General features: G+C 32.0%; 19 protein-coding genes. 12 read left to right on the top strand and 7 right to left on the bottom strand.

What is annotated here, in order from left to right; all coding sequences use genetic code 11:
• Nucleotides 1–45 precede the first annotated feature (45 nt).
• Nucleotides 46–678, bottom strand: coding sequence for a hypothetical protein (locus tag Ollyesu_RS01055; RefSeq protein WP_279301968.1), 633 nt, complete (start codon nucleotides 676–678; stop codon nucleotides 46–48).
• Between the two features lie 3 nt (nucleotides 679–681).
• Entirely contained in the window at nucleotides 682–1,176 is a 495-nt protein-coding gene (locus tag Ollyesu_RS01050) for an RNA polymerase sigma factor (RefSeq protein ID WP_111658968.1), read from the bottom strand.
• A 192-nt stretch (nucleotides 1,177–1,368) separates the two neighbouring features.
• Between Ollyesu_RS01050 and Ollyesu_RS01045 the strand changes: the two genes are divergently transcribed.
• Nucleotides 1,369–3,522: a TonB-dependent receptor gene (locus Ollyesu_RS01045; protein WP_279301967.1), complete on the top strand. Its 2,154-nt coding sequence runs from the start codon at nucleotides 1,369–1,371 to the stop codon at nucleotides 3,520–3,522.
• Nucleotides 3,523–3,582: 60 nt separating this feature from the next.
• Nucleotides 3,583–3,870 (top strand): hypothetical protein, encoded by a 288-nt coding sequence (locus tag Ollyesu_RS01040; RefSeq protein ID WP_279301966.1) that lies wholly within the window; start codon nucleotides 3,583–3,585, stop codon nucleotides 3,868–3,870.
• A 154-nt stretch (nucleotides 3,871–4,024) separates the two neighbouring features.
• Here Ollyesu_RS01040 and Ollyesu_RS01035 read toward each other — a convergent pair whose 3' ends face one another.
• The 3 genes from Ollyesu_RS01035 to Ollyesu_RS01025 are packed head-to-tail and all read right to left on the bottom strand — an operon-like array spanning nucleotide 4,025 to nucleotide 5,425.
• Nucleotides 4,025–4,537 carry a 3'-5' exonuclease gene (locus tag Ollyesu_RS01035; RefSeq protein ID WP_279301965.1) on the bottom strand — a complete coding sequence of 171 codons (513 nt, stop codon included), beginning with the start codon at nucleotides 4,535–4,537 and terminating at the stop codon, nucleotides 4,025–4,027.
• Nucleotides 4,538–4,573: 36 nt separating this feature from the next.
• Nucleotides 4,574–5,008: a hypothetical protein gene (locus Ollyesu_RS01030; RefSeq protein ID WP_279301964.1), complete on the bottom strand. Its 435-nt coding sequence runs from the start codon at nucleotides 5,006–5,008 to the stop codon at nucleotides 4,574–4,576.
• 3 nt (nucleotides 5,009–5,011) lie between these two features.
• Nucleotides 5,012–5,425, bottom strand: a complete 414-nt coding sequence (locus Ollyesu_RS01025; RefSeq protein ID WP_279301963.1) for a hypothetical protein — start codon at nucleotides 5,423–5,425, stop codon at nucleotides 5,012–5,014.
• 180 nt (nucleotides 5,426–5,605) lie between these two features.
• Here Ollyesu_RS01025 and Ollyesu_RS01020 point away from each other — a divergent pair, with 180 nt between their 5' ends.
• Genes Ollyesu_RS01020 through Ollyesu_RS00995 form a run of 6 tightly spaced genes read left to right on the top strand, consistent with a single transcriptional unit; the run spans nucleotide 5,606 to nucleotide 9,520 of the window.
• Entirely contained in the window at nucleotides 5,606–6,235 is a 630-nt protein-coding gene (locus Ollyesu_RS01020; protein ID WP_279301962.1) for a hypothetical protein, read from the top strand.
• Nucleotides 6,235–7,581, top strand: coding sequence for a 2TM domain-containing protein (locus Ollyesu_RS01015; protein WP_279301961.1), 1,347 nt, complete (start codon nucleotides 6,235–6,237; stop codon nucleotides 7,579–7,581). The genes Ollyesu_RS01020 and Ollyesu_RS01015 overlap by 1 nt, the downstream gene beginning before the upstream one ends.
• Nucleotides 7,582–7,592: 11 nt before the next feature.
• Nucleotides 7,593–7,946, top strand: a complete 354-nt coding sequence (locus Ollyesu_RS01010) for a 2TM domain-containing protein (RefSeq protein WP_279301960.1) — start codon at nucleotides 7,593–7,595, stop codon at nucleotides 7,944–7,946.
• Nucleotides 7,947–7,977: 31 nt separating this feature from the next.
• Nucleotides 7,978–8,292, top strand: a complete 315-nt coding sequence (locus Ollyesu_RS01005) for a 2TM domain-containing protein (protein ID WP_279301959.1) — start codon at nucleotides 7,978–7,980, stop codon at nucleotides 8,290–8,292.
• Entirely contained in the window at nucleotides 8,292–8,762 is a 471-nt protein-coding gene (locus tag Ollyesu_RS01000) for a DUF2306 domain-containing protein (RefSeq protein ID WP_279301958.1), read from the top strand. Before Ollyesu_RS01005 ends, Ollyesu_RS01000 begins: the two co-directional genes overlap by 1 nt.
• A gap of 2 nt (nucleotides 8,763–8,764) precedes the next feature.
• Entirely contained in the window at nucleotides 8,765–9,520 is a 756-nt protein-coding gene (locus Ollyesu_RS00995; protein ID WP_279301957.1) for a LytTR family DNA-binding domain-containing protein, read from the top strand.
• Here the strand turns inward: Ollyesu_RS00995 and Ollyesu_RS00990 are convergent, their stop codons facing one another.
• Complete coding sequence (locus Ollyesu_RS00990) at nucleotides 9,521–10,714, bottom strand: LETM1-related biofilm-associated protein (RefSeq protein WP_279301956.1); 1,194 nt, start codon at nucleotides 10,712–10,714, stop codon at nucleotides 9,521–9,523.
• Between the two features lie 155 nt (nucleotides 10,715–10,869).
• Here Ollyesu_RS00990 and Ollyesu_RS00985 point away from each other — a divergent pair, with 155 nt between their 5' ends.
• The 4 genes from Ollyesu_RS00985 to Ollyesu_RS00970 all read left to right on the top strand — a co-directional run bounded on the left by Ollyesu_RS00985 (nucleotide 10,870) and on the right by Ollyesu_RS00970 (nucleotide 15,733).
• Complete coding sequence (locus tag Ollyesu_RS00985) at nucleotides 10,870–11,520, top strand: DUF4331 family protein (protein WP_279301955.1); 651 nt, start codon at nucleotides 10,870–10,872, stop codon at nucleotides 11,518–11,520.
• A 28-nt stretch (nucleotides 11,521–11,548) separates the two neighbouring features.
• Complete coding sequence (locus tag Ollyesu_RS00980; RefSeq protein WP_279301954.1) at nucleotides 11,549–12,106, top strand: DUF4331 family protein; 558 nt, start codon at nucleotides 11,549–11,551, stop codon at nucleotides 12,104–12,106.
• A gap of 104 nt (nucleotides 12,107–12,210) precedes the next feature.
• Complete coding sequence (locus Ollyesu_RS00975) at nucleotides 12,211–13,494, top strand: cell surface protein (RefSeq protein ID WP_279301953.1); 1,284 nt, start codon at nucleotides 12,211–12,213, stop codon at nucleotides 13,492–13,494.
• Between the two features lie 10 nt (nucleotides 13,495–13,504).
• Nucleotides 13,505–15,733 (top strand): TonB-dependent receptor, encoded by a 2,229-nt coding sequence (locus Ollyesu_RS00970; protein WP_279301952.1) that lies wholly within the window; start codon nucleotides 13,505–13,507, stop codon nucleotides 15,731–15,733.
• A 430-nt stretch (nucleotides 15,734–16,163) separates the two neighbouring features.
• Here the strand turns inward: Ollyesu_RS00970 and Ollyesu_RS00965 are convergent, their stop codons facing one another.
• Entirely contained in the window at nucleotides 16,164–16,964 is an 801-nt protein-coding gene (locus tag Ollyesu_RS00965) for an anti-sigma factor (RefSeq protein ID WP_279301951.1), read from the bottom strand.
• Between the last annotated feature and the right edge of the window lies 1 nt (nucleotide 16,965).

Here is a 16,965-nt window from a genome sequence, read left to right as displayed (position 1 = left end):
TAGCTTAGTGAACAGTTAATAACTAACAGTTAACAGCTAACAAAGCTATACCTCAATCTTTTTTAATTCGTTGTAATTTCTGTTTAAACGTTTAAGAAGTATACCGTAAATTAGTCTGTAAAATAACCATATAATAACAACAAACATTATGGTGGCTATAATATACACACCAACCATAATCATATATTGCGAGCTTGTAAAATGATCAATTTTTGCAGCTAATTTTGGGTCGTTTTTACTGGTATAGAAAAACGCAAAAACCATACTTCCTGCAGCCATTACTAAATTATATAGCACATAATATTTTATGACTTTTCTTGTGTTAATAATGTTTTTCATAAGGCGTCTAGCATTATCTGTCACAGAAATAGACTTATACGATTTGTATAATAAATAGACAAATACTAGTATAATAGCATAAGATAAAACACTTAATACAATAAAGGTATTACTAGTGTACATAGCTTCATGTTTAGCTCTATAAGTGTCAGACATTACAAATGGGATAGTGTTGATTAAAATCCAAAATACCAACTCGGCAACACTAATATAAAATAGTGTCTTAACAATAGACGACGATTTTTTTAGTAGCATTGGGTACAATTGACTAGCCGATTTTTTCTCAAACTTATCGTCGCTTTTGCCCCAATCTTTTTTTAATAATTCTAATTCATCCATAGGTTACGGATTTAAAATGGTTTTTAACTTGGTTTTCACTCTGTTCATTTTCACTCTGGCATTCACTTCAGTAATACCCATTGTTTCACTAATTTCTTTATAATTTTTATCTTCTAGATATAAAAAGATTAACGCTTTTTCAATATCATTTAATTGGTGAACAGCGTTGTATAGTAGCTTTAATTGTTCTTCTTCTGTACTATCATACTCTTCTGCACTAATTTTAAATTGTACAGTATCAAACTGCTGTGTGTTAATGGTTCGTTTAGACTTTCTGTACAACGTAATAGCAGTATTTAAACCTACACGATACATCCACGTACTAAACTTACTATCACCTCTAAATTTTGGAAATGCTTTCCATAACTGAATGGTTATTTCCTGGAACAAATCGTTGTGCGCATCATAGTTATTGGTATAAAGTCTACAAACTTTATGCACAATATTCTGATGCTGTTCCAGCAATTCAACAAAATTTTGTTCTAGTGGTTTACTCAATGGTTATATGGTTAATTTAACTATAAGTAGTCAAAATTATTTAGATGTTACACAAATGTAAAATTATTTTATTGTGCTAAGCATTTTGATGTGCAACTCATCCGTTAAAAACAACAATTCAGGAATAATTAATTTCTAATGATAGGATAGTAAATCATCTTTGTGTCATCAAACAATCAAAAACCAGAACAGATGAAACTTCTAACATCAATCTTAATTTTTTTAATAAGTCTATCAGTACAAGCACAACACACCATTAGTGGAATTGTAACAGACTCAAAAAATCAACCTATTATTGGAGCTAATGTCTATTTAGAAGGGACTTATGATGGAGCAAGTACGTTGGCAGATGGAAGCTTTAGTTTTTCTACAACAGAAACTGGAGAAAAAACCTTAATTATTTCCTTTGTGTCTTTTGAAACTAAATCCATTACTAAAGACGTTTCAGCGTTTAAAGATTTAACAATTGTGTTAAGGGATGATGTTAATACGTTGGATGCAGTAGTGATTTCTGCTGGAACATTTGAAGCAGGAGACAACAGTAAAGTATCGGTTTTAAAACCATTAGATGTGGTCACCACAGCAAGTGCTTTAGGCGACTTTGTTGGTGCATTACAGACTCTTCCTGGGACCACAACCGTTTCTGAAGATGGACGACTATTTGTACGTGGAGGAGATGCAGAAGAAACACAAATTTTTATAGATGGTATTCGTGTGTTTACACCTTACACACCAACTACTAATAATATTCCAACACGTGGACGTTATTCGCCTTTTTTGTTTGATGGAATAACCTTTTCTACAGGAGGTTATTCAGCAGAATATGGTCAAGCCTTATCTAGTGTTTTAGAATTAAATACTATTAACCAACCTGATCAAGAAAAAACAGATATTGGTATTATGAGTGTTGGTGCAACCCTTGGTAACACCCAAATTTGGGGTAAAAACAGTTTAAGTGTCAATGCTTCTTACATAAATTTAGCACCTTATTTAGCGATTTATGATGATAGAAATGATTGGAAGAAACCCTTTGAAGGTGCTTCTGGTGAGGCAGTTTTTAGACATAAAACAAACAACGGAATATTAAAATTATATTCGGCTTTTGATACTACAAATTTCGATTTAGTACAAGAAGATATCAATTTAGATAATGGTTTGCCTTTTACGCTTAACAATCAAAATTTATATTTTAATGGGTCTTACAGAGAAGTTTTAGGAACCAATTGGACACTTTCAGGTGGCTTAAGTTACACCTATGCTAAAGGGAAAATTAACGTTATAGATAGCAAGATTAATACAACACAAAACTCAGTGCATGCTAAGATTAAAGCTAAGCATCGTTTTAACAACCGTTTTAAATTAAACTTTGGTATAGAGCAATTTACCACCAAGTTTGACGAAACCTATAACGATCAGTTTATAGATAATATCGCTTATGGTTTTAATAATGATATTACAGGTGCTTTTACCGAAGCTGATATTTTCTTTTCAAAAAATGTAGCATTAAAAGCTGGTTTACGTGCAGAATATAGCGCATTATTTGACCAGATAAATATATCTCCAAGAGTATCTTTAGCTTATAAAACAGGCAGTAAAAGTCAGTTATCATTAGCATATGGTAGCTTTTACCAACAACCTAATAGTGATATTTTAAAGTTTAATCAAGACTTACAAGCGCAACAAGCCGAACATTTTATTTTAAACTACCAATTTAATGCAGATGGTAAAATTTTTAGAGCAGAAACCTATTACAAAAAATATAGCGACTTGGTAAAATACGATTCTGATTTTACCAGTTTTGATACCAATTATAATAATTTAGGTAGTGGTTTTGCTAAAGGATTGGATTTATTTTGGCGAGATAATAAAAGTATTAAAAATATAGATTATTGGGTAAGCTACTCGTGGTTAGATACAGAACGCGATTATAGAAACTATCCAATTTCTGCACAACCTAATTTTGCTAATACCCACAACTTATCTGTAGTAGGTAAATATTGGATTGAGGATTGGAAAAGTCAAGTAGGATTTAGCTATGGTTTTGCATCTGGTAGAACGTATACAGACCCAAATCAAACAGGTTTTTTAAACGAGAAAGCTAAAAATTTTAATAGCTTAAGTTTAAATTGGGCCTACTTACTAAGTCAGCAAAAAATCTTGTATTTTTCAGTAAATAATGCGTTAGGGTTTAGAAATACTAATGGTTATCAATATGCAGATACACCAAATGTTAATGGGCAATTTAACAGACGTGCATTGCGTCCTGCTGCAGATCAGTTTTTCTTTGTAGGTTTCTTTTGGACTATTAGTGAAAAAGGGACGGATAACCAATTAGATAATTTATAGAGTAGGCAGTAGGCAATAGACAGTGGGTAGTAATTAGTAAAAATTAGCTTTATTTGCAACATGAAACTATTTGTCAAGCTATTTGTTATTCTATTTTTAATTGATATCGCATTAGGGTTTTCTCTATCTGCTTTGGTACCAGACGTATTGTCTCCAACTAGTCTGATAGTTAAGTTTGTGGACGAAGCAATTTCTTTTCCTCTAACATTATATAATAAGACCTTTCCAGAGCATGGTATTTACAGATCCAGTACTAATAGTTTTTGGACAGTAATTATTGTTAATGCGTTACTACAAGCATTAATAGCTTTTTTTGTGATTAAGTTAATACGTAAAGCTAGAGCATAGTTGGTAAAGAGCTTCTCGATACAATTTGTTCGTACCTCACAAATCACTCGAAGTGACGTTGCGTATGTGAGACGTGTTGTATTATATTAGGGTTTAAATAATCATATCTGGTCAGTTCGAGTGCTACGACAAAGGAGAAGCATATCGAGAACAACTAAAATAGTGGTAAACGCTCAAACTGAGCAATTACAAACAATTTACCACAAGCACGTGCATCAGACAAGGCATCATGATGCTTTAAGGCAATATTGTGGACTTTACAACACGCATCTAATTTTGCAGGTTTATAGCCTTTTTTGCGGTATAGTTTAAGAGTACATTCCCAACGACTAGGCATCATAATGTCTGAAGCAGATATCCCATAATCTTTCATAGTTTTTAGTAAAACGGTTCTGTCAAACGCTTCGTTATGGGCAACGGTTGTTATCCCAGAAATACGTTTTTTAATCTCTGGATATACTGCTTTAAAATTAGGTGCAAATCTGGTATCCGCTTCTGTAATACCATGGACTTGTATGTTGTGCCAATTGTAGTCATTATTTGGTGGTTGAATAAGTTGGTGGTACTCGTCCACAATCTCACCATCTGTAAAGGTCACAATCCCAACCGAGCAAATGTGGTGTCCTTTTGCGGTTTCGAAGTCTATTGCTGCAAAGGTGGTTGGCATGGAGTTTAATTTTATAGTAAAGTTACAGCTTAATATTTAATTATTAACACTTGGCTGCCTCCACAATAAAAACGCCATTAAAAACCCAAAAACCATATAAATAGCGTGAGCTATGCGTATATCGTTTTCGGTTGGACCTATCATATTTTTAACCATAGTCCCTAAACTAAACCAGTAAATAAAAATGGCAAACACCACCAAAATAATACTACCTACTGTACCACTAACTAATAATGGTTGATTGGTTGGAAAAAAGAAGTTGGCTGCTAATGCACCCCAAAAAAAGGTAAGGATATACAAACCATTATCTGTGTAGGATTTTATAATGTTACTAATAGTATCATCCTCTACGGTGTTATCTATTGCCAAATAAATATCAAATGCAATTAATAAAATAAATAATGTTATAATGACGTATTGTACGCGCTTTACAAAGGTATCGTTGTCTAGTAATTGTGATATGGGTTGCATAGTTTACAGGTTTAGGGTAAAATTAATAAACTCTTCATGACGTTGCGACCATAAAAAATGTCCAAATAACAAACCAGAAAGCACTAACGCAATCTGGTATTTGGTTGGTACAACATAGTCTTTAGGTAATTTTTTACCATAAATTATCATAACAATAACAATAACTGCTAAAAGTATTGGAGGGATTTCCCAACGCTCGACAAAAATAGGATGTATAGGTGCTTTAGTGCCTAAAAAAAAGTGTCCACCAAAAACGCCCCAAAGAAACGTAATAAAAAAGTACTTATTAAAGCTCCAGTTTTTAATTAGCACATTAATGGTGTCGTTTCTATACCTATTAATATTTAATATAATGTTTAATAAAAACAACAATCCAATGGTGCTAAATACAATTATTTCTACAGTTTTTAATGGCATAATCCTGTGTGTTTTAGTGACATCAAGTTAAGGTTTCTAGAGGTTAAATACAATACGTATAAGTACGTAAATGGTTTTGGTTACAATTCAGCCTTAAAAAATAACAGTTGGGTAAACTGCTTTTTAAAGTATTAAGTTTGTGTTAGATATTTGTAGTGTAAACCAAAACACTGTTTAATTATGTATAAAATAGCCATTACAATTGCCTTATTTGTAACTAGTATGTTACAAGCGCAAACCACCTACGAAACCGGAATGAACAAAGCATTTGCACTTTGGGGAGAAGGTAAAGTTGCTGAAGCTTCAAATTTATTTGAGCGTATTGCTACTGCCGAAAAAGACAACTGGTTACCCTCTTACTATGCAGCACAAGTGTTAGTGTTAGATGCCTTTTCTAAATTAAAAGATAAAGACGTTTTAGACGCGCAATTAAAAAAAGCACAAACGTTTGTAGATGAAGCAATCAACAGATCTGAAGATAATGCCGAAATCATGGTGCTTCAAGCCATGTTATATACTGCTTATGTAGCAAGTGATGGAGCAACTTATGGAATGACCTTGTCTGGAAAAATTAATAGCTTGTATACAACAGCTTTAGAATTAGAGCCTGACAATCCACGTGTAGTTTTAAGTAAAGCCGAATGGGATATGGGAAGTGCCAGATATTTTGGTCAGGATACCAAACCATTTTGTGAGCAAATAGAGCAATCTGTTAAACTTTTTGATACCTTTAAACCAGAGAGTGCGTTTCATCCTAATTGGGGAAAAGAACGTGCAGAACAATTAACTAAAGACTGTAACGAGGAGTAATGTTTAATTTTGGTAAAGAAATAGTAAAAGCCTTCTCTCTTGGAGTGCTAATTTTCCTAATTAGAGGAATTATCATGTACATGACAGGAGTAAAAATAGAAGCTAATTATGAGTTGTTTATAGACTTTGTGTATAACCAATTATATTCCATAGTCTTGTATATGGCTAATGCCTATTTTGTGACCTATATGATGAACAAGTACAAGCACGACTTGTTTAAACCTAAAAACTTATTGGTTGCAGCATTATTGTCGGTAAGCATTACCATGATTGCTATTTTTGCATTACGTTTCTTTATTTTAGTAGTTATTAATGGGTATGAAGCGTCCAAGTTTTTTGCTGGCGAGAAATTTATTTTCTATTGGTTTTCTTTAACCATATCTATTACTATAACTGCTGTATTTTACATTGTCTATTACTTAAAATCAAGACAAGATACTAAAGTCAAAGAGCAAAAAGTAATAGCTGGTACTGCAAGTGCCAAGTTTGATGCCTTAAAAAACCAGTTAGATCCTCATTTTTTATTTAATAGTTTAAATGTGTTAACTAGTCTAATTGAAGAAAATCCAAACAGCGCACAAAAATTTACAACCAGTTTGTCTAAAGTCTATCGTTACGTTTTAGAACAAAAAAACAAAGATTTAGTAACCGTTGATGAAGAGTTAAAATTCGCAAAAACCTACATGTCTCTAATTAAAATGCGATTTGAAGATAGTATTGTTTTTGATATTCCGGAGCATGCACAACATCCAGAGAGTAAAGTGGTGCCTTTATCGTTACAACTGTTATTAGAAAACGCAGTAAAACATAATATAGTAACCAGTAGTAAACCGTTACATATTAAAATTTACGAATCCAACGGAAATTTAATTGTAGAAAATAATCTACAAACCAAAGAGATAGTCAAAAAGAGTAGTGGAGTTGGTCTTGAAAACATCAAACAACGCTATCAATTATTAACCAATAAACGCGTAAGTATTAGCCAAAATAATAATACCTTTTTAGTGGCAATACCTATGTTATCAAAAGAAATTACTATTATGAAACGATTACCAGAAAAACAATTTGATGACTCTTATGTAAGAGCACGAAAACATGTAGAAGAATTAAAAGAGTTTTACTACAACTTGATTTCTTACTGCTTTGTTATACCTTTTTTAATATTTATTAATTATAAGACCAATTGGGATTATAAATGGTTTTGGTTTCCAATGTTTGGTTGGGCATTAGGACTAGCGTTTCATGCCTATAAAGTTTTTGTAAATGATGGTATGTTAGGTAAATCATGGGAAGAAAAACAGATTAAAAAATTTATGGAAGAGGACAACCAACAACGTTGGAACTAAACTTTAAGGTTATGAGAGAAGATATACAACCGTACGTAGAAGACGACATCGATATGCAAGCTAGATATCAAAAAGAAGAAGCCTATCTAAGAGCTAAGAAAAAGGTAGAAAAAATCGTTGGATTTTATTGGCATTTAGCTTCATATGTGGTCATAAATATTTTTATAATGATTATAATATATACTAAATCCGGACAACCGTTTTGGAGTATTGCAGTCTGGTCCACACCTTTATTTTGGGGTATTGGTTTAGTGTTTCACTTCTTGGGTGTGTTTGGTGCCGATTTTTTATTCGGAAAAAATTGGGAAGAGCGTAAAATTGAGAAGTACATGAATCAGGAAAGAGATAATAAACGTTGGGAGTAGTATGTAACAAGCAAACCTAAATTAAAATCTTATGGACACAACAAGAAATCAACATCGCTTAGAACGAGCAAAAATTAGAGTACAAAAAATAAAAAGCTTTTACACGCATTTACTTATTTACATAATAATAAACTCAGTAATTGTTTATATAAACATAGAGAACTTAGATCCAGGAGAAAGTTATTTTCAAGCTAGAAACTTTATAACCTTAACACTATGGGGAATTGTATTAATAATGCACGCACTAACTGCTTTTTTTCCAAACTTTATTTTAGGAGCTAAATGGGAACAACGCCAAATAGAGAAATATATAAAAGAAGAACGTGATCAAAAACGTTGGGAATAATGTTAAACGAAATCATACATAGTAATATAGGTTGGTTTCACTTTATTACAGCAGTTTTAGCTATGCTAACAGGTGTAATTGTAATTTTAAACCCTAAAGGCACCACGTTTCATAAAAGAGTGGGTTACGTTTATGTCATTGCTATGTTATTATTAAATATTAGTTCCTTTTTTATAGTAAATTTTAATGGTTTTAGCGTATTTCATTTTTTTGCTATCGTAAGTTTATTAAGTATTATTGGTGGTATGGTACCAACCCTAAAAAAGCAAAATAACTGGTTTGCTTACCATTTTTATTTTATGAGTTGGTCAGTAGTAGGTTTATTCTGTGCGTTTTGGGCAGAAGTAGGGACTAGATTTGTAAATAATATGAAAGATTTCTGGTGGATGGTTGCATTAGCAACCTTGATAACTGCTTTTATAGGTCGTACTATCATTAATAAAAATGCCAAAAAATTAAATTTAAAATAATCATGAAGGTTATAATTATAGAAGACGAAAAACCATCCGCAAGACGCTTACAGCGTATGTTAGATGCAATAGATATTAAAACAGAAACACTTCTGCACTCTGTTGAAGAAGCTATACATTGGTTTAATAATAACCAACATCCAGATTTGATTTTTCTGGATATTCAATTAAGTGACGGATTGTCTTTTGAGATTTTTGATGAAGTTGAGGTAAAATCGGCTATTATATTTACAACTGCTTATGATGAATATGCTTTACAAGCCTTTAAATTAAATAGTATAGATTATTTGTTAAAACCAATAGACGACGAAGATTTAGAAACTGCAGTTGCTAAATACAAAACCAGACTACCAGAAAAAACTAATATTGCATTAGACTTTGATGATATTAAAAAGTTATTAGTCAATCCTATTGAGCGCGAGTACAAAAAACGTTTCTCAGTTAAAGTAGGTCAGCACTTAAAACTGGTTAATATTGATGATATCGAATGCTTTTACAGCGAAAATAAAGGAACATATCTCTACACATCAGAAGGCAGAAATTATCTACTAGACACCTCTCTTGAAGCATTAGAAAAAGAACTTGAACCACAAACTTTTTTTAGAATTAACCGAAAGTTTTTTGTAAATATTAATGCTATAAAAGATATGGTAAGTTATACTAATTCGCGTTTACAAATTAAGCTTAATAACTATAATGAGGATGAGGTTATTGTTGCTAGAGAACGTGTTAAAGACTTTAAAAATTGGTTAGAGTAACTATGACTTATCCTGTTCTTTGTCGTCCTCAATTCTATTATCATCAAAAGCACTTGGTAGTAGTTTTGGTATAAACTTGACCACTAGTGGTAATAATAAGGCACCTCCAGGTAACAGGAAAATTGCCAAGCTTGGTACAGACTTAAAGATATCTAATAATTGGTCTTGTACTTTTTTCTGTTCGTCTTTACTTAAGTCTCTAACGGTAGAATGTGATAATAAGACCAATAGTTCTTTACTCTCTGATAATTCTTTGGTTAATCGTTTGCTATTACGCTTAATGAGCTTAAGTACCATATTGCTAGAATTATCATAAAACGTTTTTACAATATTTTTAGAGCCTAATAGCGGTACTTTTTCTCTGTAAGTTTTATAAAACTCTTCAATAGTTTTAGAGGCTTCATCTATTTGATGCTGTGATAAATTAAGTTTTTCGCCTAACGTATTTAAAAATAATTCTTCTTCGTTGTCTAATTTGGCATCTGTCCATGTCGCCATTGCTGCTAAATCCAAACAATAACGTGCAAATAAATTAGTGCTTACTGTACTAATAGCTTCACTAAAGACTAAAACAGTATCACGTTGGTAGCGTAGAGATTGCTCAAATAAGTCAATTAAACTTTTGTCGTAGTCAGACTTGTTTTTCTTACTATTTAAGGTGTTTAGCACAATGCTCTCTATAACTGCTTCATATTCTCGTATTGTTTCTTCAGCAACCTCTCCTGTTTTTAAATAGTTTCTAAACGCCAAAACATCTACAAACAGTAAAGCGTTAGTAATAAAATAGTTAAAACTTTTGTCTATTAAGTTATCATCAATTTGAATACGCTTATTTATAATACGTTCTACTTGATCTGTTTTGTTTTTTGAACCCATTAGTGCCTCTAGAAAAGACACTCTTTTTTTATTAATTTTATTGTAAAAATTAGCAACTTCAGTGTAAAAATCATTTGTAGTATTATGGTTGGTAAAAGCAATATGTAATGCAATAACTAAATTTATTTTACAAATTTCATCAGATTCAAAATCTTCATTTTCAATCCAATCGTTAACTACTTTTACATTGCTACCATAAATAAATCCGCAGTCTCTAAAATGTCTATAATAGACTTCTAAGTCGTTGTCTTTAAAGAGTTCTTCAGGATTTAACTCTTTTATTAATTTTTTAATCCAACCAGTTGCAGAAGGGTTCATTCAGGTATTTATATTAAAGTATAAAGATACTTTTTTAATCTTATTTCACACATTTTTTTCGCTTTAACAAAATTTTAATAAAACCGCATTTGCAATTGTTGCGTAAGTGTCTGTGAGAACCAAAAATATTAATTAACAAAAAATCTCAAAACATTATGAAAAATTTCAAATTTATTTTAGGAGTAGGCGTATTTGCAGCAGCAAGTTTCTTCTTCTTATCAGCAGATCACATTGATGCTCCTGCTGTACAAGGTGGTACAAGTGATATCACAGATTTTTATGCCTTTCAAGGTGAAGACACAGACAATTTAGTATTTGTTGCTAACGTACAAGGACTTTTAAGTCCTACTGCTACTGCTAGTGCAAGTTTTGATGAAAATGTCATGATTGAATTTAACATTGATAACACAGGTGACAATGTTGAAGACTTAGTTATTCAAGCTATCCCAAGAGATGGTAAAATGTACTTTTTTGGACCAGTTGCTCCAGGTACTACAGGATTAAGTAGCACAGTTATTGGGTCAGGACCTCAAACAGTTGTAGATATTACAACTTACGGATCAGCGCCAATGGTACAAACTACTGCTGGTATTTCTGCTTTTGCAGGACCAAGAGACGATCCATTTTTTATGGATTTTGCACAATACAGTGCAATTGTAGGCGGAACAGCTTCAGGATTTAACAATCCAGGTTCAGACACATTTGCAGGTACAAACGTTATGTCTGTTGTTATTGAAGTACCAAAATCTATGATTGGTGGTTCAGGTACTATTAATACTTGGGTAGAATCTAAATCAAAGTCATAAACACTAACCATAAAAACATTTTAATATCATGAAAAATTTAAAAAATATAATTACCGTCCTTTTAGTAACCTTAGTAGCATTTAATTGCTCTAACGATGACGATGCAGGACCAAACAGTCCTACAGGTCCTGACTTTACAGGAACTTACACACAACAAGATCAAATGGGTAGACCAGCTGTTAATACAGTATTTGTGTCTACAGGATCTAAAGACATGTTTAACACAACAATACCTAGTAACCAAAATGCGGCTTTCCAAGCTATGTTTGAAGCTAACTTAACAGGGTTAAGTCCAGCTTATGCAAATCCAGGAGACCAAAACGCATTAGGTTTAGATGCTCCAACCTTTACTGGTTTATTAGCTACAGACGTATTAAATGTATCTCTTGATGGAACAACAACATTTTACGATGGAACTAACGTTTTAACAGGTCGTGCTTTAGCGGATGATGTGATTACAGTAGAATTATTATTGATTTTTGGAGGAGAAGATTTCTCTGAAAACCCAACCTTATCTAACGATAATGTGGATGCCAATGATAAACCGTTTTCAACGTCTTTCCCATATTTAGCATCTCCTTGGTAGAATGAATCCCTTAAAAACACTATGTAATTTTTAAAATTACATAGTGTTAATCTATCATGAATTTTTACCCTACAAAAACAAACAAACAAACAAAAACCAAAATTATGAACACTAAACTATACATGCTACTATTTGTTATACTAATGGCAAGTAGTTGTTCAGAAAACAATAAAACCATTACTAACCCTGAAGATTACAACCAGTATTTAACTCTACAATCAAATACCGAAACCGAAAATGCATTAAAAGACTATAATTTTTGGACAAATAAATTGGAAGCCACTCCTAATCAGTTTCCATATTTATCAAAAATTGCTGATGCAGAATCTAGATTATTTAAATCTACAGGACAAATTGAAAACTTAATTAATGCCGAAAAAACATTAATACAACTAAATGAAGACACTCAATATAATTCTGCTGGTAGCTTACGTGCTTTAGCTAGAAATTATATTTCACAACATAAATTTAAGCAAGCTTTAGACATGCTTAAAAAGGCTGAAGATAATGGCGAAAACCTTAAAGGCACTCAAAAAATGTTATTTGATGTTCACATGGAATTAGGTAACTACCAATTAGCCAAAAACTATCTTGAAACAGTTAAGGATTTTAGCGATTTTGGATACTTAATAAGATTGTCTAAATGGAGCGATCATAAAGGTGACTTAGCATCTGCAATAAAATATTTAGAAAAAGCAACTGTAATTGCTGAGTCTTCTAAACTAGAAGGTTTAATAGAGTGGTCCTATACTAATCTAGCAGATTTTTATGGTCATGATGGACAAATAGAAAACTCATACAATCACTATTTAAAAGCATTAGCTTTAAACCCTGATGATGCTTACGCTAAAAAAGGAATTGCTTGGATTGTATATTCTTACGAGAAAAATACTGCAGAAGCTAACCGAATTTTAGAAGCGTTAACACAATTACACAATGCACCAGATTACTTATTGTTTAAAGCAGAAATTGCGGAATATGAAAATGATGAGTCGTCAAAAAACGACTATTTAAATGCTTATTTTAAAGCAATAGATAATCCAAATTATGGAGACATGTATAATGTGTATTCCTCTAAAATTTTAGCAGAAACTAATAGCGAAAAAGCTTTAGAATTAGCACAAATAGAAGTAGAGAATAGACCAACACCAATGTCTTACGACTTATTAGCTTGGAGTTACTACAATAATGGTAATGTCAAAGAGGCTTTAAACATCATTGAAAACCACGTAGTTGGAAAAACTTTTGAACCAGAAGCACAATACCACATCGCAGAAATCTATAAAGCTAATGGCAAACTTAAAGAGGTAGCAGAACTTAAAAAAGAATTGCAAGACGCTAGCTACGAGCTTGGACCATTAACAGCAAAAGTCGTTAACCAACTATAAACCAACCATTATGAAAAAGATAATCACTTTAATAGGATTGGTGTGTCTTGTTGTGACGACTCATGCACAATCTGTAAAAGGTTATGTTATGGACAATAACCAACCTTTAGAAACAGCATACGTGTACAACGAGAACTCAAAAGAACACGCACATACTAATCAATTAGGACAATTTATTATAAATAATACCAATTTAGGAGATAGCTTAACCGTTGGATTATTAGGCTACCAAAAAACAACATTGGTTTTAACAGAAGCTCTTTTACAAAATACTTTAATTATTAATATAGACTCTAAAGCATTTGTTTTAGACGAGTTAGTATTAACAGAACCAATAGATGTTTTAAACAGTATTGTTAAAATAGATTTAGAAACTAGTCCAATAAATTCTTCACAAGAAATATTAAGGAAAGTTCCTGGGTTAATCATTGGTCAGCATGCTGGAGGTGGTAAAGCTGAACAGCTATTTTTAAGAGGTTTTGACGTAGATCATGGGACAGATGTAAGTTTGTCTGTAGATGGTATGCCTGTAAATATGGTGTCTCACGCACACGGACAAGGTTATAGCGATTTACATTTTTTAATCCCAGAAACTATTAATACTATTGGTTTTGGAAAAGGGCCTTATTATGCAAATCATGGTGATTTTACAACAGCAGGTTTCGTAGATTTTAAAACTAAAGATAAATTGCAAAACAACTTAATTAGTTTTTCTGCAGGACAGTTTAACTCGCTTAGAACATTAGGTTTATTTAATCTTATAGAAAATAAAAATTCTCAAAACGCCTATGTTGCAGTAGAGTATATCGAAACCGATGGACCTTTTGAGTCGCCTCAAAATTTTGATAGATTAAACGTGTTTGGAAAGTATAATGCTTTTTTAAATAACGATTCTAAAATTGGTTTAACCTTAAGCCATTTTACCAGTCAATGGGACGCTTCAGGACAAATTCCACAACGTTTGGTAGATAACGGAACTATTTCAAATTTTGGAGCAGTAGACGATACCGAAGGCGGTTACACAAGTCGTACAAATTTTAATGTACAATTCAGTACTATTTTAGATAATGATATTGCAATGCAGTCTAATGCATTTTATTCCAATTATGACTTTGAATTGTATTCTAATTTCACCTTTTTTCTGGAAGATCCAGTTAATGGAGATCAAATTAGACAAAAAGAAGATAGAGATATTTTCGGATTTAATACACAATTCAAAAAAGACAAATACTATACTAATTTTGATGTGACTTATACTTCAGGTTTAGGATTTCGTTATGACGACGTTAATGACATAGAATTATCACACACATTAAATAGAGAAACTACCTTAGAAAATATTCAATTAGGTAATGTTAATCAACGTAACTTATATGGTTTTTTTAATGCTGAAATAGATTTAGGTAAAGTAAAAATTACTCCAGCGTTACGTTTAGAGTACATTAAATTTCAATATCAAGATCTGTTAAGCGAAACCTATAGTAACTTAACGGATAGTGAAGTGGCTTTGCTACCAAAACTATCCATCCAATATAATCAAAATGAAAACTTACAATGGTTTATCAAATCTGGTATTGGATTTCATTCCAATGACTCTAGAGTAGTGCTAAATCAAAATATAGATAATGCCCTACCAAAAGCGTATGGAGTTGACCTAGGAAATATTTGGAAGCCAACTAATAAGTTAGTGCTAAATACTGCTTTATGGTATCTGTTTTCAGAGGAAGAATTTGTATACGTTGGTGATGCAGGTATTATTGAACCTAGCGGAAAATCTGAGCGTTACGGAATTGATTTTGGAGTTAGATATCAACTTACAGACAACATCTATTTTAATACAGATGCAACGTTTACTAGAGCTAGAAGTTTAGAAGAGGAAGATGGAAATGATTATATACCCTTAGCACCAGATTTTACTCTGGTTGGAGGAATAGCTTTTAAAGATATAAATAATTTTTCTGGAGGAATTAACTACAGATATGTAGATAATAGACCAGCAAATGAAGATAACAGTGTAATAGCTGAAGGCTATTTTGTTACCGATTTAAATATCAATTACAGTTTTAATACACACTGGAAACTAGGTGTTGTTATTGAAAATGTACTGGATACAGATTGGAAAGAAACTCAGTTTTTAACCGAGTCTAGATTACAGAATGAGGCTCAACCAGTTGAAGAAATTCATTTTACTCCTGGTACACCATTTAATTTTAAAACGACTTTAAGTTATTCGTTTTAAATATAATAAAACCTTACTCATAAAAATTACGTATGTATTTGTGACTATCAGTTTAAGGGAAAATACAATTGATAAGTAATACAACTAACACTACGTTAAATGCTATGAAAAGGTAAGGTTTGTTTTTTGTTAGTTTGTTTTGAAAGTGCTTGGATCTAACTCCAAGCACTTTCTTGTTTTATATCAAGTAGTGATTGTCTAGTAGTAGTTGCCTAGATAAATTGTAGATGACATGTAAGAAGATATGCTGATAATATTTAGATGATGTGTAGAAATTGTTTAGATAAAATACAGAGAGTATGAAAAATAAAATAAAGGTGATTTTGTAGAAGATATTTAGTTAACAACTATATTACAAAGAGATAATATAAAGGCATAAAAAAAGACACTATTAGTGTCTTTTTTTATAGTTTAAAAGATTTAATAGCTATTAGTTGGACGCTAAAGCACCTAAAGTATATAATTGCTCTAATGTTGGTGAAACACTTCCTCCAGCTGGTTCTAAAGTAATACCAAATGCTTGAGACTCGTTAGTGTTTTCTAACTTAAAAATCTTGTTGTCGTCTTGTATAAATTCGTCTATAGTTCCTAAGCTAGTAGGTGTAAGTGGATTTAGCATTAAAGACCAGACTTGGTACACTTTACCTTCTGGTGGTTCTGGTAATCCTTGTAAGTCTAAATAGACTGTATCATCATTTTTATCCCAATAGACTGTAGCATAAGCTCCAGGAGCTGCTGCTTGACCTTCTAAAGGAATATTTATAATACTTTTATCTCTAATTATATTTAATAAATTTTTGGTCTCAGCTAAATCAGTTTTAGACGTTTCCATTTGGATTTCTATAAAATCCTTTTCGGTATTAACTGTTTGTATTTGGTCTTCTAATGCAGATTTTTGATTAATAGTCCAGAGTAAACCTCCAGCTAAAACTACAGCTGCAGCCCAACCAGTATAACTAAACCATTTAGTTTTTGGTCTGTTTAAACTAATAATTTTACCATCTGTATCATTAGTGTTTAATCTTCCTTTTATGGTACTAAATTTTATATCTTTTTTAGGAGCAACACTAGCAGTTAATTTAACCAATGCAGCTTCAATTTCTAGAACTTCCTTTAATACTTCTGGGTGTTTTAACATCAAGTCATACACCTCTTGGCTCTCTTTTTCAGACAGCTTGCCAGCAACGTAAAGTTCTAGTATTCCTGAGTTTATGTAATCGTTAATGTTCATA

The organism is Olleya sp. YS (genome assembly GCF_029760915.1).
In the GTDB taxonomy this organism is placed as follows: domain Bacteria; phylum Bacteroidota; class Bacteroidia; order Flavobacteriales; family Flavobacteriaceae; genus Olleya.
Note: the sequence above shows the minus strand (reverse complement) of the source record. Positions and strands in the feature narration are given on the sequence as shown.

Bases quoted from the DNA above. Each gene is read 5' to 3' on its own strand.
- Ollyesu_RS01055 (WP_279301968.1), bottom strand. From the start codon at position 678: ATGGATGAATTAGAATTATTAAAAAAAGATTGGGGCAAAAGCGACGAT.
- Ollyesu_RS01020 (WP_279301962.1), top strand. From the start codon at position 5,606: ATGTATAAAATAGCCATTACAATTGCCTTATTTGTAACTAGTATGTTA.
- Ollyesu_RS00965 (WP_279301951.1), bottom strand. From the start codon at position 16,964: ATGAACATTAACGATTACATAAACTCAGGAATACTAGAACTTTACGTT.
- Ollyesu_RS00970 (WP_279301952.1), top strand. From the start codon at position 13,505: ATGAAAAAGATAATCACTTTAATAGGATTGGTGTGTCTTGTTGTGACG.
- Ollyesu_RS00985 (WP_279301955.1), top strand. From the start codon at position 10,870: ATGAAAAATTTCAAATTTATTTTAGGAGTAGGCGTATTTGCAGCAGCA.
- Ollyesu_RS00980 (WP_279301954.1), top strand. From the start codon at position 11,549: ATGAAAAATTTAAAAAATATAATTACCGTCCTTTTAGTAACCTTAGTA.
- Ollyesu_RS01045 (WP_279301967.1), top strand. From the start codon at position 1,369: ATGAAACTTCTAACATCAATCTTAATTTTTTTAATAAGTCTATCAGTA.
- Ollyesu_RS01040 (WP_279301966.1), top strand. From the start codon at position 3,583: ATGAAACTATTTGTCAAGCTATTTGTTATTCTATTTTTAATTGATATC.
- Ollyesu_RS00990 (WP_279301956.1), bottom strand. From the start codon at position 10,714: ATGAACCCTTCTGCAACTGGTTGGATTAAAAAATTAATAAAAGAGTTA.
- Ollyesu_RS01010 (WP_279301960.1), top strand. From the start codon at position 7,593: ATGAGAGAAGATATACAACCGTACGTAGAAGACGACATCGATATGCAA.
- Ollyesu_RS01025 (WP_279301963.1), bottom strand. From the start codon at position 5,425: ATGCCATTAAAAACTGTAGAAATAATTGTATTTAGCACCATTGGATTG.
- Ollyesu_RS01000 (WP_279301958.1), top strand. From the start codon at position 8,292: ATGTTAAACGAAATCATACATAGTAATATAGGTTGGTTTCACTTTATT.
- Ollyesu_RS01035 (WP_279301965.1), bottom strand. From the start codon at position 4,537: ATGCCAACCACCTTTGCAGCAATAGACTTCGAAACCGCAAAAGGACAC.
- Ollyesu_RS01005 (WP_279301959.1), top strand. From the start codon at position 7,978: ATGGACACAACAAGAAATCAACATCGCTTAGAACGAGCAAAAATTAGA.
- Ollyesu_RS01030 (WP_279301964.1), bottom strand. From the start codon at position 5,008: ATGCAACCCATATCACAATTACTAGACAACGATACCTTTGTAAAGCGC.
- Ollyesu_RS00995 (WP_279301957.1), top strand. From the start codon at position 8,765: ATGAAGGTTATAATTATAGAAGACGAAAAACCATCCGCAAGACGCTTA.
- Ollyesu_RS01015 (WP_279301961.1), top strand. From the start codon at position 6,235: ATGTTTAATTTTGGTAAAGAAATAGTAAAAGCCTTCTCTCTTGGAGTG.
- Ollyesu_RS00975 (WP_279301953.1), top strand. From the start codon at position 12,211: ATGAACACTAAACTATACATGCTACTATTTGTTATACTAATGGCAAGT.